The sequence below is a fragment of the uncultured Acetobacterium sp. genome (assembly GCF_927416815.1).
In the GTDB taxonomy this organism is placed as follows: Bacteria; Bacillota; Clostridia; order Eubacteriales; family Eubacteriaceae; genus Acetobacterium.
Map to the genome: position 1 here is coordinate 15,908 of NZ_CAKMJU010000057.1, position 24,049 is coordinate 39,956.

Annotated in this window: 22 protein-coding genes and 1 tRNA gene; 6 read left to right on the forward strand and 17 right to left on the reverse strand. The window is 42.4% G+C overall.

Annotated features, from left to right (window positions below; all coding sequences use genetic code 11):
* Nucleotides 1–196: 196 nt before the first annotated feature.
* The 7 genes from glmM to QZ998_RS09185 form a co-directional block, all read right to left on the reverse strand.
* Nucleotides 197–1,567, reverse strand: coding sequence for a phosphoglucosamine mutase (glmM, locus tag QZ998_RS09155; protein WP_296559899.1), 1,371 nt, complete (start codon nucleotides 1,565–1,567; stop codon nucleotides 197–199).
* A 184-nt stretch (nucleotides 1,568–1,751) separates the two neighbouring features.
* Nucleotides 1,752–2,804: a tRNA 2-thiouridine(34) synthase MnmA gene (gene mnmA, locus QZ998_RS09160; protein WP_296559901.1), complete on the reverse strand. Its 1,053-nt coding sequence runs from the start codon at nucleotides 2,802–2,804 to the stop codon at nucleotides 1,752–1,754.
* A gap of 75 nt (nucleotides 2,805–2,879) precedes the next feature.
* Nucleotides 2,880–3,644: a cobalamin biosynthesis protein CobQ gene (locus QZ998_RS09165; protein ID WP_296559903.1), complete on the reverse strand. Its 765-nt coding sequence runs from the start codon at nucleotides 3,642–3,644 to the stop codon at nucleotides 2,880–2,882.
* Nucleotides 3,644–4,996 carry a Mur ligase family protein gene (locus tag QZ998_RS09170; RefSeq protein ID WP_296559909.1) on the reverse strand — a complete coding sequence of 451 codons (1,353 nt, stop codon included), beginning with the start codon at nucleotides 4,994–4,996 and terminating at the stop codon, nucleotides 3,644–3,646. The genes QZ998_RS09165 and QZ998_RS09170 overlap by 1 nt, the downstream gene beginning before the upstream one ends.
* A gap of 63 nt (nucleotides 4,997–5,059) precedes the next feature.
* Nucleotides 5,060–6,094: a potassium channel family protein gene (locus QZ998_RS09175; RefSeq protein ID WP_296559911.1), complete on the reverse strand. Its 1,035-nt coding sequence runs from the start codon at nucleotides 6,092–6,094 to the stop codon at nucleotides 5,060–5,062.
* The gene (locus QZ998_RS09180) at nucleotides 6,075–6,392 is read right to left on the reverse strand and encodes a GIY-YIG nuclease family protein (protein WP_296559913.1); all 318 of its coding nucleotides are present in this window, start codon (nucleotides 6,390–6,392) and stop codon (nucleotides 6,075–6,077) included. The genes QZ998_RS09175 and QZ998_RS09180 overlap by 20 nt, the downstream gene beginning before the upstream one ends.
* A 134-nt stretch (nucleotides 6,393–6,526) precedes the next feature.
* A complete protein-coding gene (locus QZ998_RS09185) occupies nucleotides 6,527–6,694 on the reverse strand; it encodes a zinc-ribbon domain-containing protein (RefSeq protein ID WP_041668887.1) in 168 nt (55 codons plus the stop codon).
* Between the two features lie 235 nt (nucleotides 6,695–6,929).
* Here QZ998_RS09185 and QZ998_RS09190 point away from each other — a divergent pair, with 235 nt between their 5' ends.
* From QZ998_RS09190 to QZ998_RS09205, 4 genes are all read left to right on the forward strand, one after another.
* Nucleotides 6,930–8,039 carry an aminopeptidase gene (locus tag QZ998_RS09190; RefSeq protein ID WP_296559916.1) on the forward strand — a complete coding sequence of 370 codons (1,110 nt, stop codon included), beginning with the start codon at nucleotides 6,930–6,932 and terminating at the stop codon, nucleotides 8,037–8,039.
* Nucleotides 8,040–8,090: 51 nt separating this feature from the next.
* On the forward strand, nucleotides 8,091–9,761 hold the full coding sequence (locus tag QZ998_RS09195) for a glutamine--tRNA ligase/YqeY domain fusion protein (protein ID WP_296559918.1): 1,671 nt from the start codon (nucleotides 8,091–8,093) through the stop codon (nucleotides 9,759–9,761).
* A gap of 63 nt (nucleotides 9,762–9,824) precedes the next feature.
* A complete protein-coding gene (locus tag QZ998_RS09200) occupies nucleotides 9,825–11,132 on the forward strand; it encodes a phenylacetate--CoA ligase (protein ID WP_296559920.1) in 1,308 nt (435 codons plus the stop codon).
* Nucleotides 11,133–11,142: 10 nt separating this feature from the next.
* Nucleotides 11,143–11,586 (forward strand): ACT domain-containing protein, encoded by a 444-nt coding sequence (locus tag QZ998_RS09205; RefSeq protein WP_296559921.1) that lies wholly within the window; start codon nucleotides 11,143–11,145, stop codon nucleotides 11,584–11,586.
* A gap of 49 nt (nucleotides 11,587–11,635) precedes the next feature.
* Here the strand turns inward: QZ998_RS09205 and QZ998_RS09210 are convergent, their stop codons facing one another.
* The 9 genes from QZ998_RS09210 to QZ998_RS09250 form a co-directional block, all read right to left on the reverse strand.
* On the reverse strand, nucleotides 11,636–12,250 hold the full coding sequence (locus QZ998_RS09210; protein ID WP_296559922.1) for a V-type ATP synthase subunit D: 615 nt from the start codon (nucleotides 12,248–12,250) through the stop codon (nucleotides 11,636–11,638).
* 8 nt (nucleotides 12,251–12,258) lie between these two features.
* Nucleotides 12,259–13,641, reverse strand: coding sequence for a V-type ATP synthase subunit B (locus QZ998_RS09215; RefSeq protein ID WP_296559923.1), 1,383 nt, complete (start codon nucleotides 13,639–13,641; stop codon nucleotides 12,259–12,261).
* A gap of 9 nt (nucleotides 13,642–13,650) precedes the next feature.
* Entirely contained in the window at nucleotides 13,651–15,429 is a 1,779-nt protein-coding gene (locus tag QZ998_RS09220) for a V-type ATP synthase subunit A (protein WP_296559940.1), read from the reverse strand.
* A gap of 9 nt (nucleotides 15,430–15,438) precedes the next feature.
* The gene (locus QZ998_RS09225; protein ID WP_296559924.1) at nucleotides 15,439–16,056 is read right to left on the reverse strand and encodes a V-type ATP synthase subunit E; all 618 of its coding nucleotides are present in this window, start codon (nucleotides 16,054–16,056) and stop codon (nucleotides 15,439–15,441) included.
* 12 nt (nucleotides 16,057–16,068) lie between these two features.
* Nucleotides 16,069–16,371 (reverse strand): V-type ATP synthase subunit F, encoded by a 303-nt coding sequence (locus QZ998_RS09230; protein WP_296559927.1) that lies wholly within the window; start codon nucleotides 16,369–16,371, stop codon nucleotides 16,069–16,071.
* Nucleotide 16,372: 1 nt separating this feature from the next.
* Nucleotides 16,373–16,813, reverse strand: coding sequence for an ATP synthase subunit C (locus tag QZ998_RS09235; RefSeq protein WP_296559930.1), 441 nt, complete (start codon nucleotides 16,811–16,813; stop codon nucleotides 16,373–16,375).
* Between the two features lie 12 nt (nucleotides 16,814–16,825).
* Nucleotides 16,826–18,796, reverse strand: a complete 1,971-nt coding sequence (locus QZ998_RS09240) for a V-type ATPase 116kDa subunit family protein (protein ID WP_296559931.1) — start codon at nucleotides 18,794–18,796, stop codon at nucleotides 16,826–16,828.
* 20 nt (nucleotides 18,797–18,816) lie between these two features.
* Nucleotides 18,817–19,863, reverse strand: coding sequence for a V-type ATPase subunit (locus QZ998_RS09245; protein ID WP_296559933.1), 1,047 nt, complete (start codon nucleotides 19,861–19,863; stop codon nucleotides 18,817–18,819).
* Between the two features lie 140 nt (nucleotides 19,864–20,003).
* Nucleotides 20,004–20,423: a hypothetical protein gene (locus tag QZ998_RS09250; protein ID WP_296559935.1), complete on the reverse strand. Its 420-nt coding sequence runs from the start codon at nucleotides 20,421–20,423 to the stop codon at nucleotides 20,004–20,006.
* A gap of 162 nt (nucleotides 20,424–20,585) precedes the next feature.
* On the opposite strand from QZ998_RS09250, the gene QZ998_RS09255 reads away from it, so the two are divergent.
* Together QZ998_RS09255 and QZ998_RS09260 are read left to right on the forward strand one after the other, a co-directional pair.
* The gene (locus QZ998_RS09255) at nucleotides 20,586–23,174 is read left to right on the forward strand and encodes a heavy metal translocating P-type ATPase (protein WP_296559937.1); all 2,589 of its coding nucleotides are present in this window, start codon (nucleotides 20,586–20,588) and stop codon (nucleotides 23,172–23,174) included.
* A 2-nt stretch (nucleotides 23,175–23,176) separates the two neighbouring features.
* Nucleotides 23,177–23,443: a metal-sensing transcriptional repressor gene (locus tag QZ998_RS09260; RefSeq protein ID WP_296559938.1), complete on the forward strand. Its 267-nt coding sequence runs from the start codon at nucleotides 23,177–23,179 to the stop codon at nucleotides 23,441–23,443.
* A 124-nt stretch (nucleotides 23,444–23,567) separates the two neighbouring features.
* Here QZ998_RS09260 and QZ998_RS09265 read toward each other — a convergent pair.
* A tRNA-Lys gene (locus tag QZ998_RS09265) sits at nucleotides 23,568–23,643 on the reverse strand.
* Between the last annotated feature and the right edge of the window lie 406 nt (nucleotides 23,644–24,049).

A 24,049-nucleotide genomic window follows, 5' to 3' on the forward strand; every position in this document is an offset into this window, starting at 1 on the left:
ACCTCGTCAACTCAACCTTGTGTGGACCATCACTTGAGTTCTGGCGCTTTTTGTTGTCTTTGGTTATGGCCCATTACTTATCTACCCAAATACTAACCTAATTATTCTATCATAAAATTATTTTTAACACAAAGAAATGAGGGCAAAAGCCCTCATTTCTTAATCAATTTTTAATCATTCATTTTATTTTTTCAGGTTACGCAATTATTGGCTGTCCAACAACTTCGATCGAACTACTCAAGCGCAGCTCAATCAATTGCGCCAGTTCTCTAGCAATCCGGGTCAGTTCATTCTGATCTTTTCCTTCAATCATTACCCGAACCAGCGGTTCTGTTCCTGACGGCCGAATCAGTACCCGACCTTGTCCGTGAAAATGGGTTTCGACCTCTTTGATCTTCTTTTGAATCTGGTCGTCACTCAGATAATCCTGTTTTCGTCCATTCTCAACCCGGGCATTTACCAGAATTTGGGGGTAAACCGTCATTAGATCACCCAGTGTTTTGGCATCTCGTCCGTCTTTTTTTAATAATTCCAGCAGCACCAGCGCCGTCAGCATGCCATCCCCAGTGGTATTATGATCCAGCAGAATAAGATGGCCGGATTGTTCGCCACCCAGATTATAATCACCTTTAATCATCGCCTCCAGCACATAACGATCGCCCACGTCGGTTTTGATTGTCTGGCATCCGGCTTTATTCAAGGCGACATCCAAGCCGATATTGCTCATCACCGTTACTACAACGGTGTTCTTTTTTAGCCTGCCACTGGCCTTCATCCGACTGCCGATGAGATTCATAATCTTATCACCGTCGATGATATTGCCAACATTATCGACCGCCAGACAGCGGTCAGCATCGCCATCAAAAGCGATTCCGATATCGGCTTTTTCCTGAACCACCCGTTGTTGCAGTGGAGCAAGATGGGTCGAACCGCAGCCAGCATTGATATTTAGCCCATCAGGTTTGTCACCAATAACGATAACCTCTGCACCCAGGTCACAAAAAAATGCCGGTGCAACCTGATAAGCCGCGCCATTGGCACAATCTAGTACCACGCGAAGCCCTGAAAAATCTGCTTCTACTGCCTTTTTGATGTGGTTAAGATAAAATGCTTCTGGATTCTCCAGTGTTTTAATGCTGCCACCATCTTTTAGCGGTACCGCCTGACTTTTTAAAACTATGGCCTCAATTTCGTTTTCCACCGCATCTGGTAGTTTAAAGCCCTGACTGTTAAAAAACTTGATCCCGTTAAATTCATACGGATTATGTGACGCTGAAATCACAACGCCGGCATCGGCCTTAAGCGCTCTGGTAATCACTGCCACGGCTGGTGTTGGCAACACTCCCACCAGTAACACTTCTCCGCCCACCGAGACAATTCCCTCGGCCAATGCCTGTTCAAGCGGCGATCCCGATTCACGGGTATCCCGACCGATGATAATCTTTGGACGGTGGGCATTTCTCCCCAATACGCTGGCGCCCGCCTGACCCAGTCCAAAGGCCAATTCTAATGTTAAATCCTGCTCATATACACCGCGTACGCCATCGGTGCCAAATAATTTTCCCATCTATTATAACTCCTTCGATTGTTTGCTCATAAAGCAAAACTCAAAAACTCATTCACTAACTCAATCTAAATCAATTACCTTATCTATATTTTATCGGCATTGCCAGCCTTTTATTAATCATTTTAAGGTGCATCGCCTAGTTTTCTCATGTAATTGTTAAAATCTCACCCATTATACCGCATGACTAACTAAATTCAAAACGTTTTATGGTTCCGCCCCCAAGTACCCGGCGATCCTGATAAAAGACTAGTGCCTGGCCAGGGGCTGGTGCCCGAACCGGCACCTGACAGTGAACAATCGCCTGGTTGCCGGGTAATCGTTCAATCCGACCACGATAGCTGTGACCCCAACGACAGGTTTTAAAGGAAAATTCCCAATCGGCAAGGTTAACGTTAGGATGCACGAATAGCTGATCCACAAAAATCTGGTTTTTAAACAAAGCCCGTTCATCATCAAGGACAACCGTATTCGTTAGCGGCTCTAGATCTACCACTGCCCATCGCTTGTTTGATAAAAGGCCAAGCCCGCGCGTTTGCCCGAGGGTAAAATTTTGTATCCCTGAATGTCGCCCCAAGATTTTCCCGGAAGCATCCACAAATATGCCGGTTTCGGCCGGTTGTGATCCAAAAGCTGCCTCTTTCAAAAAAAGCTGGTGTCCTTTTTTGGGGATAAAACAAATGCCCTGGCTTTCGGCACCGTTTGAAAGTTCCGGCAAAAGATCCCTGATCATCCCTCGCACCTGATCCTTGGACTCAAAAGAATTAAGTGGAAAAATAAGTTTTTTAAGCACTTCCTGATCAAGGTGATACAAAAAATAGGATTGATCTTTTCTGGCATTGGGACTGGCCCACAATTCGTAGCTGTCGCCCTTTTTTTTAACCTCGGCATAATGCCCGGTAGCAATTGCAGCCTGATCATTAGCTTTAGCAAAATCATAAAGTAGCGGAAATTTCATGGTCTGATTACACCGCATACAGGGGTTGGGGGTTTCGCCCTTTTTGTAAGCAGCGATAAACGGCATCATAACATTTTTGTGAAACTGGTTTTGAGCTTCCAGTACATGATGCTCAATTCTAAGCTTTTCAGCTACTTTTTTTGCGGCCAAGATGGTTTGGTCTGAATTCAAAAAATTGAAGGTTACGCCGATAACCTCGTAACCTTCATTTTTTAAATGACTTGCCACGGCAGCACTGTCGATGCCGCCACTCAGTCCGATAATTACTTTTTTCTTTTTCACGATTACTTACTTTCTTTTATTCATATTAAGTGCCGATAATAATACCCAAGTTAGCTAGCTCTATTAACACTTTATTTAACGTTCACTGATTTTTTTCAGCCGGGTTTCTTTCTTATCAATATGAGCAAGCTTGGTCTTAAATGATTTCAGTTCCAGCGAATTGTCACGATGGTCTTCCCAGATCGGCCAGTTCTGATTGGTTTCAATTAAATTGAAGATTTCTTCGGTAAGCCAGGGATTACAAACCAGCAGCGGCCCAAGGGTATTGGTAAAAATACCTTTGCCGCTGATAACACCTTCGAATTTAGTCTCGCCATTGTTGCCATAACCATATTTTAACCGACCAAAGGGCGACTCTTCCTTTATTTCTAAATCGATCATTTGAATTTGACTGCCAACAATATCCATTTCTTTGCCATTGTACTGACAGCTGTAATAAAGATCATCTCCATAAACGGCGTGATTTTCCCGGGTGACTACCTCAATAATTCCCAATCCTCTAATCGTCGACTGATCATCCCGAGTGATGCTTTCGCCAAAAATAGCTACCGAGGTGCCAGTAACCAGCATCGGCCGGGTTTCAATATAGTCCATTAACACTTTCCGGTGCGGTTCGAGAAAAGCTGCCGCCGCCTCGAAATGTTCGATTTCTCCCGGCGGACAAAACAGAAAGTCAAAGTCCATGGGGTTAAAACACTTTGTATCGAGGTTAATCTGTTCGACCAAAACCTGATAGCCGCGACGTTGCCCTTCCGCCTGGACAGCCAAAAGATTGCCCCTGTCACCGTGGAGGTTAAAGCTATTATTAAAAAGCCATCCGATTTTTATCGTCTGTTCCATTAATTCTGTCCTCCTTCAATGAACTTTTTCATCTTTTCAAAGGTTGATAGCCAGGTAATCAAATAAATATTATCGGTTTCGGCCTTATCAATTTCGGCAAAAATTTCATTAATATTGTCGCTGTCCATGATTGTGATCGCTTCTTTAGCAACCCCATCATAGATGAGCCGATTGGCAGTGTCATATGAAACATGCTCTGAGAAGCATAGGTATCGCTCGACATTTGACTCAATCACTGGTTTAAAATCACAGTCAAAGGCGTAAAAGGTATTGATGTAATGGGGTACAAAATCATTAACTACATATAAACCCAGCGCGACCATCTTTTTATGTTTATCGGAAGCCATAATATTTAAAGCACTCTGGAGGGTATCGGGATTTTCTTGTTTAATCCGCATATATTTAATGGTTTTATTTTTATAGGTCATTACCTCAAAGCGGCCGCCGATGTTCTTAAAGTTTTCAAAGGCCTTGGCCGCAGCCTCTGCTGGAATTTTGCAGATCGCTTCACAAACAGCCAGCGAACCGGCATAGTTATAAAACATGAAGGGCAGATCATAGGGCATATGAAAGTTGACATCTCTTAGCTTAAAGCTTTGATCAGAAAAATTTAGATCGGTGATCGGATAGTCTGGTGTTTTTTTGCTGGCAAAACCACAAAAGTCACAATGAAACGCACCGATACTATCGACATTGTAATAGTCAAAGCTGATATCGTGATGGCATTTCGGACAGGCCTGGGTTGGATAATCCGCACCCTTGGTGAAGGATTCATCGTGCCGGGAAACCCCATAATAGATAGAGCGACGGGCGATTTCCTCAAAAAATCGGGATCGCGGTTCTTCATTATTGAGGATCAGTGTCATCTTAGGATTCACCACCTCTTTTAATTTACGGATAATAAAATCCGGATCCCCATTTCTCTGCACCTGGTCTTTTTGAAGATTAGTGATCAGCATGTTCTCGGCCGGTAATTGAGCATAAATCAGGGGCAAATAGCGCTCGTCAGTTTCGAAAACATAATAGTCCGCCTTAAGTTTCCCCGATAAACTGGCTTCTTTGGCCAAAATAGTGGCAATTCCGCCTAGTAAATTGGCGCCTTCAAGATTTGAGACAATCTTTTTGCCGTTTTGTTTTAAGATATGGGTGACCAAGTTGGTCGTTGATGATTTTCCATTGGTTCCGGTAATAAAAATGACCTTCGAATAATCAATGTTTTTAAAATGTTTGACAAAATCAGGGTCGATTGTTAAGGCCTTTTCGCCGGGCAGGTTGGTGCCCCGATCCTTACTGATCATGTTAATGGCCACACCCATTAATTTTGCAAACCATAATGCAAGATAAAATTTCATACTTCACAGCCTTTCGTATTATTTGTTTATACCATTGCAAAAATACTCTGAACCCGATTCGCTTTACAGTTCTTTGTTCTTTAATTTTTCACGTACGACGGTGAACATGCTTTTTCGGTCAACGGCTTTGGTCTGTTCGGATTCATCATTCAGATTGCCACCTTCCTGACTCTGATTCCAGCTCATCTGAGCCGCCCCGGCCACCACCGCCCCGACAAAGCAGGCGGTACTGAACATGCTGGTCAAACCAATCACCATCGCCACCAGTTCGCCGTAAAACATCCCATTAAAGCGCACCGGATGAATGTCACCATAGCCGATCGTGGCAAAGGAGACCACCATGTAGTACAGCATATCAAAAGCATCCAGAGCCCGATCCGAATTAGCCACATAAAAACCCGGGTTGATTTTAAAGCAATTATAGACCATCAAATAAAGGATGCTCATCTCACTGACAACCAGAACCAGCATGCCTTTTAAGATACTGGCGGTTTCCTGATACTTTCGTCTTTTCGAAACAGAACTGCGAATGATGCTGGGATTGGCAATCGCCCGGATCATTACCGAAAAACAAAGCACTAAAGCAAAGAACAGCCCCGCCAGACCCAATGGCAGGCTAGGCGGCGAGATAAAATTAGCAAACAGGACAAAATAATGTCCCAATACCAGATAAAAAATCAGATCCACAAAGCGGGAGACGACAATATCTTGAAACTGATCGATCTTCATAAAAAGGTGTTGAACCAGAAAGACAATCACAATAAAAATGGCAAAGCTTCCCAGAATGCCAATCAATTCACTCAGTAAGATTCGATGATGGCTTGATACCACCACCAGGGAAATAAACAGTAACACACCGGTTACCATTAAAATCCCCTGATACTCATAATTGATAAACAATCTTACCAGAAAACGACGGTAGGGTTTGATTTTTTTGGTTTGATTCTGCGCTACTGCTTCAACAATTCGTTCTTTATTATAAAACAGAAAGAGTTCAAACAAAAAAAGCGAGAGGATAAACAGATCATAAATAATGATAATGGTGTTTCCATTGGCAAGGGTCTCGTATATCGGAAATTCATTGACAAACAGATTCATCTGAAAACTCCTTATTGATCTTGCGCTTATAACTCTCAATCAAACTTATTTTTTGCGCTTTTGACATTTTTTTAATCACCGCTTCGCGGCTGAGGGCTTGGGATCTAGAGTCAAGGACTTCCCAATAAACCAGGGTCACCGGCAGCCGACCGCGCGTATATTTTGCCCCTGTTCCAGAATTATGAACCTTGATCCGTGCATCGATATTGCTGGTCCACCCAGTATAAAGTGTGTTATCACTACATTTTACGATATAAACGTAAGCCTTGTCTATCATTTGTTTATCTTTCTTTTTCATTTAACAGCAAACCTACTTTGGGCTCAAGTTTATCTATTAACAGATTTGTTTGATTTTGGCAATTCCGAGACTTACCGATCCAGCAAGAAAAAAAGATCCCTAAGAAGGGATCTTCATTGTTTTTTTTGAAATTCCTAGAAATTGCTGTTTCTTGGTCTTCTAGTTTGTTTTCTTTTTGTTCGACATTCACGACATCTTTTTGGTTCATTGTCAAAACCTTTTTCCTGGTAGAATTCTTGTTCACCTACTGTAAATACAAATTCTTCGCCACAATCTTGACAAATTAAAGTTCTGTCTTCCATGAGTTACCTCCACTTGATTTTAATGTACAGGATCTGATTATTCTTTTTTAAATGGAGCATGGACCATTCTGTCTGAACGTTGTTACCATTTATGAGCTTTTAATCATTAACTATACTATCGCTATTATACAATGTTCGTTTACATTTGTCACCTGTTTTTTTATTTTTTTATTGAGTTAAATTCTTTTTTCGGATATATTAAACTAATACTATTTCAATTATAAGGAGATAAACCGTGAGAGATCATCGACTGATAAAATATGCTCAAACCCTAGTCAACTATTCCCTCAATGTTAAACCCGGCGAATGGGTCGTCATCCGAGGTTCCGAGCTGGCCATGCCCCTAATTAAAGAATGCTACCGGGAAGTGTTAAAAACCGGGGCTCACCCCACCGTTTTGCTCAACCCAGAAGGCATCGCTGAAATTCTTTTAAAGGAAGGCAGTGATGACCAACTGCAGTTTAATGCCCCGATGATGATGGCTGCTTACTCCAAAGCTGATAAGATTCTAAACATTCTCGGAGACCATAACCTGAAGTCGCTGGCAGCGGTTCCCAGTGAACGCATCGCTTTGCAACGCCGTTATGGCGCACCGCTCACAAAAATTTACAATGATCGGGTGGCTCGCGGTGAAATGGATTGGACGCTGTGCCTCTACCCCACCGCAAGCGGCGCCCAGGAAGCCAACATGTCGCTGTCGGATTATGAAGAATTTGTTTTTGAGGCCTGTCTCCTCAATACCGACAACCCCACCGCCGCCTGGCAGAAAATTCACGATCAGCAGGCAGCAATGGTGACCTATTTAAATAGCAAAACCCAATTCCATGTGCTGGCCAAAGATACTGATCTAACGCTTTGCACTAAGAGCCGGATCTGGATCAATTCCGACGGCCACCATAATTTCCCCAGCGGCGAAGTCTTTACTGCACCGGTAAAGGAAAGCGTAAACGGAACCATTCGTTTCACCTTCCCCGGCATTTACAGCGGTCAGGAAATTGAAGACATCAGGCTTACCTTCAAAGATGGCCAGGTTGTCGCTGCCAGCGCCAAACGCGGCGAAGCCTTGCTCCACGCTTTACTAGATACCGACGAGGGTTCCCGCTATCTGGGTGAATTTGCTATCGGCACCAACTATAACATCAATCAGTTTACCCGCAACATGCTTTTTGATGAAAAGATTGGCGGAACCATCCATCTGGCTCTGGGCAAATCCTACCCGGAATGCGGACCTGTCAACGACTCGATGCTCCACTGGGACATGCTCTGTGACATGAAAGACGGGGGTCAAATCTATGCTGATGGCGAGCTTTTTTATCAGCATGGTGTATTTATAAAAAAATTGTAATAAGCCCGGCTTTATGGTATTATTGGCAAATATATAAACAGGAGGAAATTAATGGAGACCACTGAAAAAAAGACGAATTTCATCACCAATGCAATCGATCAGGACATTGCCAACAAGGTCTACGCCAACGATCGCGTGCACACCCGCTTCCCCCCCGAACCTAACGGATATCTACATATCGGTCATGCCAAAGCCTCGCTGCTCAACTACCGCATTGCAAAAGCGTATCATGGCAAGTTCAATCTTCGCTTTGACGATACCAACCCCATCAAAGAAGACATGGAATATGTCGATTCAATCAAGGAAGATCTCGCCTGGCTGGGAATCAAATGGGACGACCGACTCTTTTTTGCTTCCAGCTATTTTGATAAAATGGCCGAATACGCTGTCGAACTGATTGGCAAGGGTCTGGCCTTTGTCGATCAACTCTCCGCCGAGGAAATGCGCCAGTATCGGGGAACGCTGACCGAACCCGGTAAGGAAAGCCCCTACCGCTACCGCAGCATTGACGAAAACTTGAGCCTGTTTTCCCAAATGAAGGCTGGAAAACTAGCTGAGGGTTCTTATATCCTGAGAGCTAAAATTGATATGAGCAGCCCCAACATGAATATGCGAGATCCCGCTATCTATCGGATTATGCACACCAAACACCATTCCACCACCGAAGACTGGTTTATCTATCCGATGTACGACTATGCTCATCCGATTGAAGATGCCATCGAAGGAATTACCCATTCCCTGTGCACCCTGGAATTTGAAGACCATCGCCCCTTCTACGACTGGGTGCTTGCTAACATCGATGATTTTAAAAACGAGCCACCCCGTCAAATCGAATTTGCCAAACTCAACCTGACTAAAACGATTGTCGGCAAACGCTTTTTAAAACAATTGGTCGATGAAAAAATTGTCGACGGCTGGGATGATCCCCGTTTGGCCACCATCTCCGGGTTGCGCCGCCGCGGCTTTACACCCGAATCGATTCAGGCTTTCTGCGAAGCCATTGGAGTAGCCAAAACCAACAGCACTGTTGATATCGCAATGCTGGAGCATTTTATCCGGGATGACCTAAAACTTAAAGCGCCCCGTTTAATGGCCGTGGTTGATCCCCTGAAGGTGACCATCACCAACTACCCCGAAAACCAGACTGAATGGGTTGAGTTACCACTTAATCAGGAAAATGATGAGCTGGGAACCTATACCACACCATTTAGTCGTGAAATTCTAATTGATCGCAGTGATTTCATGGAAATTCCCCCCAAAAAATATTTCCGGCTATTTCCTGGAAATGAGGTTCGCCTGCGTGGTGCTTATTTCATTACCTGTCAGGAAGTGATCAAAGATGACCAAGGCAATGTCATTGAACTTAAATGCACCTATGATCCCGCCACTAAATCCGGTGCCGGCTGTGAGCGTAAGGTCAAAGGCACGATTCATTGGGTCGATGCCAGTCATGCCAGCGAGGTCGAGCTTCACCTTTATGACTACCTGATCGAAGATGATGCCGGCCTCAATAAAGACAATTTTCTGGAACGGATCAATCAGAAATCGCTCGAAATCGTCAAAGCCTACATCGAACCGGAACTGCTAAAAACTAAGCCTTACCAAAAATTCCAGTTTATCCGTAATGGATTTTTCTCGGTCGATCCCAAGTATTCAACACCAGATGCACCGGTTTTTAACCAGATTGTTTCTTTGAAAAGTTCCTGGAAACCGACAAGTTAACTAGTAAAATTTTTAATCGATTAATTATGGCAGCATGCTGCTTTTTGAATGAGGGGAGAATCTATGAAAATATGGTCTGATAAAGAAAAAATGTCCCGGGAAGAACTCCGGAAACTGCAGTTTAAGCGTTTAAAGAAAACCCTGAATCACGTTTATGAAAACGTGCCTTATTATCATGAAAAGTTTAAAGCGGCTGGGGTTAAGCCGGTTGATATCCGCAGCCTGGAAGATCTGCGGCACCTGCCGCTGACCACCAAGGAAGATCTGCGAAAAAACTATCCCTTTAGCCTCTTTGCCGTACCCAAAAATAAAATTGTCCGCTACCATGCCTCTTCTGGTACCACTGGCAAACCAACTGTGGTGGGTTATACCAAAAATGATATGAAGGTATGGCGCGAAGTGATCGCCCGGATTGTTACCATGGGCGGGGTCACTAGTGAAGATACTGCTCAGATCACCTTCGGCTTTGGTCTTTTTACCGGTGCCTTTGGTTTACAGCAGGGCCTGGAAAAGGTTGGCGCCGGAGTCATTCCAATATCGTCGGGAAATACCCAAAAGCAGATTATGATCATGCAGGATTTCCAATCCACTGTATTGATCGGTACCCCCTCCTATGCCTTACATCTGGCTGAAGCCGCCCAGGAAATGGGGATCGATCCCAAAGAAGAGCTTTTTCTTAAATACGGACTCTTCGGCGGCGAAGGTTCGACCGAAGAAATGCGCGCCAAACTTAACGAAGCCTGGGGGATTGTCTCAACTGAAAACTATGGCATGAGCGAACTTATCGGTCCAGGCGTTTCTGGCGAGTGTCAGGCTTTCAGAGGTATGCACATTAATGAGGATCACTTCATTGCCGAAATCATTGACCCCGATACCCTGGAAGTTCTTCCTGAAGGTTCGGTCGGTGAATTAGTGATTACCCCAATTACCAAAGAAGGGATACCACTCATTCGTTATCGTACCAAGGATATTACCCAGCTCGACACCACCCCTTGCGATTGCGGAAGAACCTCAGCCCGGATGGCAAAAATCACCGGGCGAACCGATGATATGCTAATTATCGGCGGAGTTAACGTTTTCCCATCACAAATTGAAGGGGTGCTCCTGGGCATCAAAGGGATCGGCTCAAATTATCAGATTCGGGTGCTTAAAAAAGGCTATCTGGATCGTATCGAAATCGATGTCGAAGTAATCAACCAGGATCTGCTAGTCTCGGTCACCCTGCTGGATCAGCTTTATAAGGAAATTGAGTCCAAGCTTCACACGATCCTGGGTATCCATGCCGGCATTCATCTGGTTGAACCAAAAAGTCTGGTTCGTTCAGAGGGAAAAGCCAAACGGGTCATCGATCTGCGATCTGAAAATTTATAGGAGGAAAACCATGCTTATTAATCAATTATCGGTCTTCATCGAAAATAAAAAAGGCCATCTCAGCAAGATCACCAAAGTCTTAAAAGATGCCCAGGTCGATATTCGCGCCATTTCGGTTTTTGACAGCGCTGAATTCGGAATCTTACGGATCGTCGTAGATAAACCTGAGCTGGGCGCCGAAGCCCTTAAAAAGGCCGGTCACGTCGTTAAACAAAGCTATGTACTGGCCGTCGACCCTTCTGATAAGGTTGGCAGCCTACACGATGTTTTTACCTTACTTTCAGATCATGATGTCAATATTGAATACGTCTATTCCTTCGTTATGCCTAATAACCAGGGTTCGCCGCTGATTATTTTAAAAGCCGATGATCAGGAAAAAGCGATTGCCCTGCTAACCGCCTCGGATTTTAGCCTGATTCCCAAAGAAGCCGTTTATAATGTCCTAAACGATTAAACTAACCCGTTTCAGACATAGTAAAAGCCGGAGCTTTGCTCCGGCTTTTTTAGCGTCTGTTTTTTACCTTTTTAAGCCTAAAAAACTCTTCTCGCTCTTTTTCTTCAATGGTATCCTGGATATACTTTATTTCGCCCTTCAACCGTGGAATCTGGATTTTTTCCAGGGCATTAGCACTCTTCTGAGTCTTTTTAATTTCTAACGACAGTTTATATGCTGTTGTTTCAATCTGAGCCAGTTGATAGGACAGAAATTTAACATCATTAAATTTCTTGATTGCAATATCCAGCGCCGGATTGTTTTCATAAAAACCATAGGGCAGACTTTTTTCACATCTTTCCGTATATACAACCTCTGGTATGTCAACCCCCATGACTCCTTTGATGCGTATTTCAAAAGGCACTTCTGAAGCGACTGACAAGGCAAATTCTTCCAGATGATTGAGCCCCATGCTGATGCAAACCTGTTGCAATGCTTGATAGGCTCCCTGAAACTTCTGACCAATCTCATTTTCGATCAACTCAGCTTCCTTAACCAGTTGCATAATTTCCTGGATCAGGATGGTTCTTTTCTTATCTAACAGATCATATCCTTTTTCAGAAAAATTCATTCGACTCTTGGCTTTGATCAGGTTCGCTTTGGTTGGGGTTATTTTAATGGCCATGATACCACCTACAATTCCTTATGGAAATATTTTTCGATATTTTCAGGACTGAGTCGATCCAGTTCCGTCAGCGGCAATAACGCGAGTAGTTTCCATCCCAGGTTCAGGCTCTGAATAATATTGCGACTTTCATCAAAACCCTGGTTTAGAAATTTTGCCTCAAAAGCTCGTCCAAAGGCCATATACTTTTTATCAGTCGGACTTAAATCCTCTTCGCCGATGATCTGTGATAAATCCCGCACTTCCTGAACCTTGGAATAGGAGGCAAACAATTGGTTGGCCACCTCAGCATGGTCCTCGCGGGTGAAACCTTCCCCAATACCATCCTTCATCAATCGCGACAGCGATGGCAAAATGGCTACTGGCGGATAGATACTGCGCTGGAAAAGATCCCGTCCTAGAACCACTTGTCCCTCGGTGATATAGCCAGTCAGATCCGGGATCGGATGGGTAATATCATCATTGGGCATGGTCAATATCGGTAAAAAGGTGATCGAGCCAAGCTGATCTCTGAGCATCCCCGCCCGCTCATATAGAGAAGCCAGATCCGAATACATATAGCCGGGATAACCTTTACGGCTGGGCACCTCTTCGCGGGCCGATGAAATTTCCCGTAATGCCTCGCAATAGCTGGTAATATCCGTCATTACCACGAGAATATGCATATGCTTTTCAAAAGCCAGGTATTCAGCTGCTGTTAAGGCACACCGGGGGGTAGTAATCCGTTCGGCAATGGGATCATCGGCGTAATTGACAAACATTACCACCCGATCCATAACATTGGCATCATCAAAGCTCTTTCTAAAGAACTTCTCATCATCATGTTTTACCCCGATGGCGGCAAAAACAATCGCAAAATCTTCATCCACATTGTCTCCTAGCCGAGCCTGTTTAACAATTTGCGCGGCCAATTCATTATGCGGCAAGCCGTTGCCGGAAAAAATCGGCAGCTTCTGACCGCGGATCAATGTCGCCAGGGTATCAATCGAAGAAATCCCAGTTTGGATAAAGTTACGGGGATATTCACGGGACATCGGGTTAATCGGGCGGCCATTGATGTTCGCTTCGACCAGACTAAAAATATCACTGCCATTATCAATCGGTTCACCGACGCCGTTAAATATCCGTCCCTGCAGATCCAGAGACATCGGTAAATTAAAGGATTCACCAGTGAACTTAATGATACTGTTGCCAGCGGCTAAACCGGCTGTGTTTTGAAAAACCTGGATAATGACGTTTTTTTCGTCAATTTTGATGACTTTTCCCTTTTTGATTTTACCGGTGCCGATTTCCATAATATCAACCACCTCACCATAAAAAACATCATCGACATCTGAAATATGAATCAAGGGACCAACGACTTTATCAATTCTCAAATACTCTTTTTTCATTGTCTCCCCCTAATTTTCGTATTTTTTAAAAAGCACTTCGAAATACTGGTCAATTTCATCCTTCAGTCGTTCAATCCCACTTAAATCATCATTTGGAATGGTATACTTCATTTTAATAAACTGACCAAAGATATCCAGATCTTTCAGCTGTGAGGTGGGTATTCCCAGTTTCAAGCCCTCCCGACCACGATCATATAGATATTCAATCGCTTTTAACATCGCATATTGTTTTTCCAGCGGGACATAGGTATCATCTTTGTTATAAGCGTTCTGCTGCAGATAACCGACCTTGACCAGTTTGGCAATCTCAAGAACCCAACGCTGATCGTCTGGTAGTACATCTTCCCCAACCAGCATTACCATTTCCTGAAGCTTATTTTCTTCGTACATCAACTCCAGGATTTTATTTCTTAGTGGAATACAATCCGCAGCCACATTATCCTCATACCAATCCGATAATATCTTAATATAGCCGCTGTAACTTTCCAGCCAATTAATGGCTGGATAATGTCTGGCGTAGGCAAGACTCTTATCCAGCGCCAGAAAGACATTCACAAAACGTTTGGTGTTTTCAGTCACTGGTTCAGAAAAATCCCCGCCAGCTGGCGAAACGGCACCGATAATCGTAATAGAACCCTCTTCGCCACCCAGTGTTTCAACGCTGCCAGCGCGTTCGTAAAATTCTGCAATTCGGGATGGCAGATAGGCCGGATAACCTTCTTCTGCTGGCATTTCTTCCAAACGGCCGGATATCTCTCGTAGTGCTTCAGCCCAACGAGAGGTTGAATCCGCCATCATCGCGACGGCATAACCCATATCCCGATAGTATTCGGCAATCGTAATCCCGGTATAAATACTGGCCTCCCGAGCCGCTACCGGCATGTTGGAGGTGTTGGCAATTAATACGGTTCGTTCCATAATTGACTTGCCAGAACGGGGATCAATCAACTTGGGGAAATCTTCAATAACCTCGGTCATCTCGTTACCCCGCTCACCACAGCCGATATAAACAATGATATCGGCATCCGACCATTTGGCCAATTGATGCTGGGTCATCGTTTTTCCGGTTCCAAATCCCCCGGGGATCGCTGCTGTTCCACCCTTGGCTATCGGAAAGAAAATATCAATGACCCGTTGTCCGGTAATCAGCGGCACTAGCGTTTCTTTTCGATAAGCATTGGGACGAGGGGTACGAACCGGCCATTCATGGGCCATTTTCAGTTCATGTACCTGATTTTTGCCATCTGAAATTTTTACCAACACATCATCAATTGTATAGCTGCCATCGGGAACCACCTCAATGACGGTTCCGGAAACGTTTGGCGGTACCAGCAAGCGGTTTTGGATAACTTCCGTTTCTGCAACAGTGCCAAAAATAGACCCTGCTAATAAAATATCCCCTGCTTTAACAGACAAAACTGCCGGCCACAATTTTTGATCATCAATCGACAGTAGTCCGATCCCCTCGGGAATAAAAATAGGAGAGAGCTGCTGGATTTTTTCCAATGGCCGCTGAATCCCATCAAACATGTTTTTTAGCATGCCGGGACCTAAATTCAGGCTCAGCGGTTTGCCAGTCGGATTGATTGGCTCGCCGATTTTCAGCCCTTCGGTCTCCTCATAAACCTGAATCGTACCGATATCACCTTCGAGAATAATCACTTCTCCAATTAGCTGTTTGTCTCCAACCGTGACCATTTCCCGCATTTTGAAGGTGGTCATGTTTTTGCCTTTGATAACGGGTCCATTGATCGCAGAAATTATCCCACTGATTTTCTTTGCTTCGATAAGTGCCACCTAACCCACCTGCTTTTCCATAAACCCATTAAGCGTCATGCCAATGAGTTTATAATTACTTCTAATTAGACTTTCAACAGTAAAATCACAATGAAGGTTGCCGTTAACATCTTCAACAATAAACCCGCCAATGCAATCCTGACACTCCTGACAGTATTCAATGGCAAATCCATCTAATTGTTCGTCAATAATCGCTTTTATCTTTTCTAAATCACCTTCACTGACAAAAATAATCAGTTCTTTTTTGTCAGTAAACACCTGCGGAATCTGACTAACACAATCACGTAGATACTGATCGTATACTTCGGCGGTCAGATATTGACTGGCTTTTTCCCGAATGATTCGATTAAAATCCTGCAGTATCCGTTTTTTTTCTTCCAGTTCCAGAGTTTTAGCCTTGTTTTTTCCTTCCGCGATAATCTTATTTTTATCCCTGAAAATGGTATGATAACTCCGTTCCTCAATCGATTTTTTCTCTTTTTTGACTTTTTGCCGAGAGTCTTCCAAAAGCAGATCCCGCTTTTCTTTTGCATCGTAGATGATATCTTTTCCCCATTTTCGTTCTTTGCTTAAAATATATTGGGTAAACACCCGCAGTTTTTCTTCTACAGAAATCATTTCATCACATCCTTACAATCCCACAGACTCTTTTATATACCGGGTTATCATTCCTTCACTTCTTTGATAACCATATCGATCCGGAATTACTGTAATTAGCGGTGCAAAGTACTTTTTCTTTACTTCAATTACAGTTTCTTCCATCATCATGTATGCTTTTTCGGTTATAAAAATAATTCCAATGTCCTTATTTTTCAAGGCCTCTTTAAACGCTGCTTCAATGTCATCTTTTGATTTTAAATAAGTTCCTTCGATACCCGCCAGTTGCATTCCCAGAAAAGAGTCCCGGTTCTCACTAATCAGATAAGATTTCATTTTATAAGCTACCAATAATCATAATTGAAATGATCAGACCGTAGATCGCCACACCCTCTGCCAAACCAACATAGATCAGGGTTTTACCTAAAATTTTCTGATCTTCGGAAACCGCACCCAAAGCAGCCGAACCAACAACCCCAACCGCATAGCCAGCACCGGCGCAAGCAAGCCCAGTGGAAAGTGCTGCCGCGATATAACCTAAACCGGCATCGGTGATTCCACCAGCTACGCCTTCAGTCGCTGCCGATACAATACTGGGTGCCATAAAAATAAGCGCCCCGGCCAACAAGGGGATAAATGTAGACAAATTAACACGCAAGAATTTTTTCATATTCTGACTTTTTTCATCACAATCATTATAAACAAAATAAACCCCACAGGCGATGGTCCCCAAAACTAACAGTGCTGCTCCAATTGTAATCAGAGTTAAAATATTCATTTCAAATTCTCCTTAATTTAGATTAATTTCCAGATCAACCGGTTTAAACTCAATCCCGTCGCCTGAATAGTATTTACTGAACAACTCATAAAATTGTAATCTTAACGCCTGAATTCCAACAATCAAACCTTCTAGCGCAATGATGAATATATTGGCAAAGATCAGTATTCCAAAACTGATCACACCATTTTGCACCAGAATGGCAAGGGTCTGAAAGGCCATAAACAAACCCACATGGGTTAAGGCAAAGGCTCCAATTCTGATAAAAGAAAGGGTATTACTCAACATTCCCAGGAGCATTTCAAAAAGCTCAAAACCACTTTCGACATAATATTCTGATGCAGTTTCTTTATATAGCGGTTTCCGCTTTGTTATATAATTTGCCAGTGGTTCTCTAATTAATACCAGAAAGACTAGCAATACTGCTAAAATAGTCAAGCCCGGAACTAATATTTCTGGATACGGAAAAACCCCAAAGTTTAACCCTAAAATTCCTAGGATACTGGCATATAAAGCAAAACCGCAGATACCATTTTTTCCAAAAACCCCTTCCTTGATGTCTTTCTTCTTGAGCTTATTGATAATACTGTAAATATAAGCAATAAAAAGCATCACGATACCAATTAGCACCGCTGCCAGCAGAACCGTATTGATCTCATGAAAGGGCCGTAACCATAAGGGATGAATAAGCTCTTCAAAGCCAAAAATACTGCCATACATAAACCCGAAAAATGTCGAACACATCCCTAATCGCAATAACACCTTACCCAGTTCAACACCCTTCATTCCGAGGATCAATCCAGCAAGCGCCAAGATGATCCCCTGACCAACATCACCAAACATAAAACCAAAACAAAACATATAGGTGATACTTAGAAAGGGGGTTGGATCCAATTCATTGAATGAGGGTACACCATACATTTTTACTAATGTTTCAAAGGGCCGAAAAAGCCAATTATTTTTTAATTTGGTCGGTGGCTTGCCACTGCCGCTATTTGTATCTGAAAACATAATAATCAAATCCGGGTATTTTGCAGCGACGGCCTCCATTTGTTGTTTATCGCGCTTAGAAATCCACCCGGAAAAGTAGAAATTTTCTTCGCTAAAAGCCATATACTTTTTAATGATACTCAAATTGCCGTATAAACTCAGGGTATTAAAAGACTCTGTCGCTTCTTTTCGGTTTTCTTTTAAATGCGCATTCAAATCGACAAGCAATTTCGATTTCATCTCTTTTTGCATATCAATTTCATGATTAATTTTTTCAAGGATCGCTTTTGGTGTTTCAGTATACTCCGGGTTAAACCCTTCAATTGGCTTAAAATTCAAGGCCTTCAGGATTCGGTTTGACTCTATTTCCAAATCCTTAGGTGACATAATCATAAATACTTCTTCATTATCTTCCTGATTGCCTACATGAAAGACAATCGAGGTCACACTATTATAAATACTTTTCAACCGGGCAGCATTATCCTTTGTGACCGATCCCATACTAAAAGAAAAATTCTCAAGACTGTCAAGTTCACTCATGTTTGCTTCTAGTTCATCTAAATAGCTGTACGCCGTTCTGCTTTTTTCAAGCGCCTCAAGACGATCGTTTATTTCTTTAATCTCGCCATACTCAAGCACCAAGTTATTTTCAAATTCCTTGGCTTTTGATAAAGCTCTGCCCAGATCCGTGTCACCTTTTGCTAAAGTAACCATATCTAAACTAAGGGATCCCTTGTATAATTCATTTAGTTTATTTACAGTTTTTACAAAATTCTTCTCATCCATCATGGTTTCGCCAGACATAAGCTGAGCAAAACCTAATAGTTCTCCCATGTTTTCTTCCCGTATTGGCAAAATAAATCTGCCTGAGTCGATTTCGTGCATGGCATCCACTATTTGTATATCATTGAAAAGAAAAATGTCTTTGGCAAATTTATCAACATATTTGATCTTACCGACCACATCCATCATAATTAAATTTTCAACTGCCATAGAATACTTCCTTTCACACCCTAATCAATGGGTCTGATTAAATATTTTTTAGTTTCACTTGAATCCATGCGATAACGCTTGCTTTCAATAATTGTAGTGATGTCTTCAATTTCAAAATCCAATAAACGCACATAGGCAACAACACGACCCAAACCACTGTCACTCGATCCAAAAAGTTTTAAATTTTGATAATATAAATAGCGTTCCTTACGCCTTTCCATAAATAAATCAATGGTTTCTGTATGATTAAAAAGAAAAGCATAGTCGGACTTTGTCAATAGGGCCTTAATCTCAATCAGATTCTTTGCATTAACTAGGCTTAATAAACGTTTCTCGTTAAGCTCCAGACCGCCACGTAACGAATAGGCAATCAGTTCTTCGCGGGATAGGCTGTAAAACTTTTTCCCCCGATAAATCCAGATTAAATTCAGCAAATCGAAGTTTCTTCTTTCTAAATCGATTAAATCCTGATTCGATTTTTTATCAAGCTTCAATAAACGGTTTTTTAATAAATCGTAATAATAGCGGTCGAGATTTTTTTCCACCATGACCAATTCATGGGTCCCCTTAATATCCTTATAGATTTCAAAAACACGATAATAATCGGTATTAATGAGCATCTTTTTAAATTCTTCCCAATCTCTGGCCCGGAAAAGCCGATCAAAGGGAACCTTTGTATACTTTTCTGAATAGACCATTAGTCCCTGCAACGGCTCTAAATCAGCACTTCTGGCGATGCCACGAATCAAAACCCGCAGCGATTCAACCTCCATTCGGATTAATAAAATAACAAAAAAATTCTTTTCCGTTCCTGAGAGGTAGTGCATCAACTTTTCGGTTTCACGCACTTTCAAATCATTTAAGTGGGCTTCAATCTCTGTACGATGAAGATCTTCAAGATCCATTTTACTTAAAAAATCCCCATAATAAGTGTGATCTCTCAGGTAAAGGAACACTTCTTTCAAGTCTTTTGCCTTGATCAGCTCTAGAAAGTCTTTATCATTAATCCTTCGCGCTCTCATAGCAAGTGCTTTAGTATTTATAGCGGCATGTTTACTTTTAGACATAGAACTCACACACTTTTCTCTAAAATTTAGATTGAAAATCGATAGAATCTGATACCATCATTTTCGGATTACTCAAATACCAGCAAAATCTTCTCTGATAGAATCAACGTAACACTGTTACTTGCCGATGCTTTCACATATTAAGCACGCTTGCTCGGTTGCTTGAATAGCTTTTCTAAAACTTCCAAAGCCTTCTCATCTTTTTTCTCATCATATCGGCAGCGAATCTTAGCTAATTCCTGATCCATTGAATTAATGATGCTTTGACGTTCTTCTTTGGCTTTTGTTATCTCAGACAGATAATTTTGTTTGGCTGATTCCAACACACTATCCAACTCCGCTTTCTCATTTGTCTTAATATTATTTTTTGTGCGTTCTAAAATTCGATCTGCACGTTGGACAACATTGTTTTTAATACGCACTGCCTTCGTGTCTAAATCGATCACTTTCCTGATGACCACATTAATATCTGCATCTTCACTATGTAACATACTGACTCTCCTTTCTGTTGGCTTTTGATATTTTCTTCTTATTAATATACCCATAATTATGTTTTTCATTATAGCACTTTTAAAAATGATAGCAATATGTAAATTTTAACGCAATCGCTTGCATGTTTCTTAAAATTAATTATTCGATTGACAGTCGTCGTCAAATGATGTAATATTAACTTATACCAATACCCCACCCCACGTGGGGTAGAGTTGCAAGGAGGAACCATTATGGAAAAAACGCAATTTAATATCAGCGGTATGACATGCACTGCCTGTGCCAGTGCTATTGAACGTAAGGTTGGTCAAATAGATGGTGTAACATCTGCCGTCATTAATTTTGCGAATGAAAAACTGATTGTTCAGCATGATCCGGCTATGGTAAGCGTTCCACTGATCATCAGCACCGTTACAGCACTTGGCTACGGAGCAACACTGGCAGATAGTGGCAGCACCTCCGCAGCAATTGTTAATAAAAATCAGCATCGTAAACCCGATTACCAAAGTCAAATCGAAGAAGTTAAATTTCGACTTATCGGATCGCTAATCTTCACCCTCCCCTTATTTTATATCGCTATGGGGCCAATGATCGGTTTACCAATTCCGGCTTTTCTGGCTGGTGAAAAAAACTTACTCATTAATGCGCTTACGCAAATGTTGCTAACCTTGCCAGTTATGTTTTTATGTCGGCATTTTTACATCAACGGCTTCAAAGCTTTAGCCAAACGAATTCCAAATATGGATTCCCTGGTGGCGATCGGAACGAGTGCCGCCTTCGTTTATGGGTTAGTCGTTCTTTTTATCCTTGCTTACGGCTTTTCGTATAACGACATGGACTTGATCCATCATTATGCACATGAACTCTATTTTGAATCAGCCACGGTGATCTTAGTACTAATAACCTTAGGAAAGTTTCTTGAAACAAAAGCTAAAGGCAAGACATCCCAGGCGATTGAAAAGTTGATCGCCTTAGTACCGGAAAATGCCAGAGTTTTGAGAGATGATAGCGAAGTCGAAATTCATATTGATGAGGTTCGAATTGATGACATCGTCATTATTCGCCCCGGCGAACGTATTCCCGTTGATGGAGTAATCATGAATGGACATTCTAGCGTCGACGAATCACTGCTTACTGGTGAAAGTTTACCTGTCGAAAAAACTATTGGTGCTAATGTTATTTCTGGTAGCATGAATAAGACCGGTTCCTTTGAATTTAGAGCCACAAAAATCGGACAGGACACCACCCTCAGTAAGATTATTGAACTGGTTGAAGAAGCTCAGTCGTCTAAAGCTCCGATAGCCCGAATTGCCGATCAAATCAGTCGCTACTTTGTTCCTGCAGTTATGGCAATTTCGCTGCTGACCTTTATAACCTGGATGCTCCTCGGTTCTGGAATGTCTTTTGCATTGTCTGCCGCGATAACCGTTTTAGTTATCTCCTGCCCCTGTGCCTTAGGATTAGCTACTCCCACAGCTATTATGGTAGGAACCGGAAAAGGCGCCGAAAAGGGCATCTTATTTAAGAATGGCCCTGCTCTCGAAATTCTTGGAAAATCCAACACCGTTGTTTTTGATAAGACCGGTACCTTGACAATCGGTTCTCCATCGATTACCGATATCATTCTTTATGATTCTGCTATCGATCAGGATGAGTTGTTAGCCATAACCGCATCGCTGGAAAAAAAATCCGAGCACCCATTAAGTGAGGCGATTGTAAATAAAGCGACTGAACTTAATTTACCTTTATCTGATGTGTCACATTTTGATTCGTTGTCAGGCTTAGGCATAAAAGGTCAGATTGCCGATAAGAATATCTTAGTCGGAAACATTAAACTGATGGAGCAGAATCACATTTCCGTTGAACCGATAATGAATGACTATCTGCGGCTCTCTGATTTGGGAAAAACCCCGTTATTAATTGGCTGGGATCATGCTATCAGAGGGATGATTGGGGTTGCTGATACCATCAAGGAAAACAGTAGCTTGGCAGTTTCTCAACTAAAGGCAATGGGTATCCAGGTTTACATGCTCACTGGTGACAATGAGCGGACAGCTCAGGCTATCGGCAACATGGTAAACATTGAGCATGTCGTTGCCAATGTACTGCCCCATGAAAAATCATCGATGATAAAAAAACTGCAGTCTCAGGGACATCAGGTAATCATGGTCGGCGATGGCATCAACGATGCTCCGGCATTGGCTCAAAGCGATGTCGGTATAGCAATTGGAAACGGCACGGATATCGCAATAGAATCGGCCGATGTCATTCTGATGCAAAGCGATTTAATGAATATTGTCTCCGCTATACAATTAAGTAAGGCTACCCTTAGAAACATCAAACAAAACTTATTCTGGGCCTTTATTTATAATGTGATTGGTATCCCACTAGCTGCCGGTGTTTTATTTATACCATTTGGTCTAAAACTAAACCCGATGTTTGCCGCCGGAGCAATGAGCTTGAGTTCAGTTTCAGTGGTGCTCAATGCCTTGTCACTAAAAACATTCAAAACAAAATTTATGCCGATTAGCAAACTTGAAAACAAGCAAACCACTTCCATGGCAACCTTGCCTGAAGTTAATAATATTGAAACGAAAGAAGGAAAAGAAATGAAAATTTTATTAAAAGTTAATGACATGAGTTGTCAACACTGTGTAAAGCGGGTTGAGGGAGTTCTTAATGGTTTTGAAGGCATCCGTGATGTGTCTGTTTCTCTTGATCAAGGACAAGCCAGTTTTACTGGATCCGAAAATGTTGATCTGAGCGCGGTGACTGCTGCCCTCACAGAAGCAGGTTACCCGGCCTCTGTAATTGCCGAATAATCATGAACGCCAAGGATCGTTCAATTGAACTCAACCTACTAAAAACTGCCCGAGGCCAGGTAGATGGGATCATTAAGATGCTTGAAGGTGACCGCTATTGCATTGATGTTTCAAAGCAAATTCTCGCCGTTCAGGCTCTTCTAAAAAAAGCAAACCTGGAAATTTTAAAAAAACATATGAATTCTTGTGTCATAGATGCCTTTGAAAAAGGCGATGGCGAAGCAAAAATTGACGAGATAATGCTTGTCCTTGACAAGTATTATCGCTAGGTTACACAAACTAACCTAGCACCTGCAAATAAAAGAATGACGCACAAGATCAAACAGATCTTGTGCGTCATTCTTAAATTCAGACAATATAAAAACCGCATCATCTGCGGTCATATTTTAAATTTGGTGACCCATGGGCGACTCGAACGCCCGACACCCTGATTAAAAGTCAGATGCTCTACCAACTGAGCTAATGGGTCATACTATAATTTACTTTTTGTCTGTCTCTATACGATTATGAATACTGAAGTTTACCTAACTAAGCGATTCACACAAAAATGTTCACTTCCTACGGTCGTGCATTTTTGGTTCTCTGCTTATACCAACTGAGCTAATGGGTCATGTTGTATAAGTTATGTTTCGTATAAATTATGTTAGGGTTCGTATTTTTAATAAAAACTCTTCTCATCCTGATTGGATGAGTTTTTACTAAAAATGCGTTTGCCTTCGCACGTCGTTTCGCTACCGCTCAACGGTGGAGCACTCGGCTGTTAACCGATAGGTTGCTGGTTCAAATCCAGCCTGGGGAGCCATTAAGACATCAGGCGGGTGTGAAACAAACCGTTTCATATCCGCTCTTATAAGCAAGGCCCCTTGGTCAAGCGG

What these genes read in the sequence shown, in the direction of transcription:
- QZ998_RS09230 (WP_296559927.1), bottom strand. Translation starts at nt 16,371, where the DNA reads ATGAAATCTTATCTGATTAGTGAGAACCGGGACTCTTTTCTGGGAATG.
- QZ998_RS09180 (WP_296559913.1), bottom strand. Translation starts at nt 6,392, where the DNA reads ATGAAAAAGAAAGATAAACAAATGATAGACAAGGCTTACGTTTATATC.
- QZ998_RS09215 (WP_296559923.1), bottom strand. Translation starts at nt 13,641, where the DNA reads ATGAAAAAAGAGTATTTGAGAATTGATAAAGTCGTTGGTCCCTTGATT.
- QZ998_RS09185 (WP_041668887.1), bottom strand. Translation starts at nt 6,694, where the DNA reads ATGGAAGACAGAACTTTAATTTGTCAAGATTGTGGCGAAGAATTTGTA.
- glmM (WP_296559899.1), bottom strand. Translation starts at nt 1,567, where the DNA reads ATGGGAAAATTATTTGGCACCGATGGCGTACGCGGTGTATATGAGCAG.
- QZ998_RS09255 (WP_296559937.1), top strand. Translation starts at nt 20,586, where the DNA reads ATGGAAAAAACGCAATTTAATATCAGCGGTATGACATGCACTGCCTGT.
- QZ998_RS09260 (WP_296559938.1), top strand. Translation starts at nt 23,177, where the DNA reads ATGAACGCCAAGGATCGTTCAATTGAACTCAACCTACTAAAAACTGCC.
- QZ998_RS09205 (WP_296559921.1), top strand. Translation starts at nt 11,143, where the DNA reads ATGCTTATTAATCAATTATCGGTCTTCATCGAAAATAAAAAAGGCCAT.
- QZ998_RS09250 (WP_296559935.1), bottom strand. Translation starts at nt 20,423, where the DNA reads ATGAAAAACATAATTATGGGTATATTAATAAGAAGAAAATATCAAAAG.
- QZ998_RS09245 (WP_296559933.1), bottom strand. Translation starts at nt 19,863, where the DNA reads ATGTCTAAAAGTAAACATGCCGCTATAAATACTAAAGCACTTGCTATG.
- QZ998_RS09195 (WP_296559918.1), top strand. Translation starts at nt 8,091, where the DNA reads ATGGAGACCACTGAAAAAAAGACGAATTTCATCACCAATGCAATCGAT.
- QZ998_RS09165 (WP_296559903.1), bottom strand. Translation starts at nt 3,644, where the DNA reads ATGGAACAGACGATAAAAATCGGATGGCTTTTTAATAATAGCTTTAAC.
- QZ998_RS09175 (WP_296559911.1), bottom strand. Translation starts at nt 6,094, where the DNA reads ATGAATCTGTTTGTCAATGAATTTCCGATATACGAGACCCTTGCCAAT.
- QZ998_RS09170 (WP_296559909.1), bottom strand. Translation starts at nt 4,996, where the DNA reads ATGAAATTTTATCTTGCATTATGGTTTGCAAAATTAATGGGTGTGGCC.
- QZ998_RS09235 (WP_296559930.1), bottom strand. Translation starts at nt 16,813, where the DNA reads ATGAATATTTTAACTCTGATTACAATTGGAGCAGCACTGTTAGTTTTG.
- QZ998_RS09210 (WP_296559922.1), bottom strand. Translation starts at nt 12,250, where the DNA reads ATGGCCATTAAAATAACCCCAACCAAAGCGAACCTGATCAAAGCCAAG.
- QZ998_RS09200 (WP_296559920.1), top strand. Translation starts at nt 9,825, where the DNA reads ATGAAAATATGGTCTGATAAAGAAAAAATGTCCCGGGAAGAACTCCGG.
- QZ998_RS09240 (WP_296559931.1), bottom strand. Translation starts at nt 18,796, where the DNA reads ATGGCAGTTGAAAATTTAATTATGATGGATGTGGTCGGTAAGATCAAA.
- QZ998_RS09225 (WP_296559924.1), bottom strand. Translation starts at nt 16,056, where the DNA reads ATGATTTCTGTAGAAGAAAAACTGCGGGTGTTTACCCAATATATTTTA.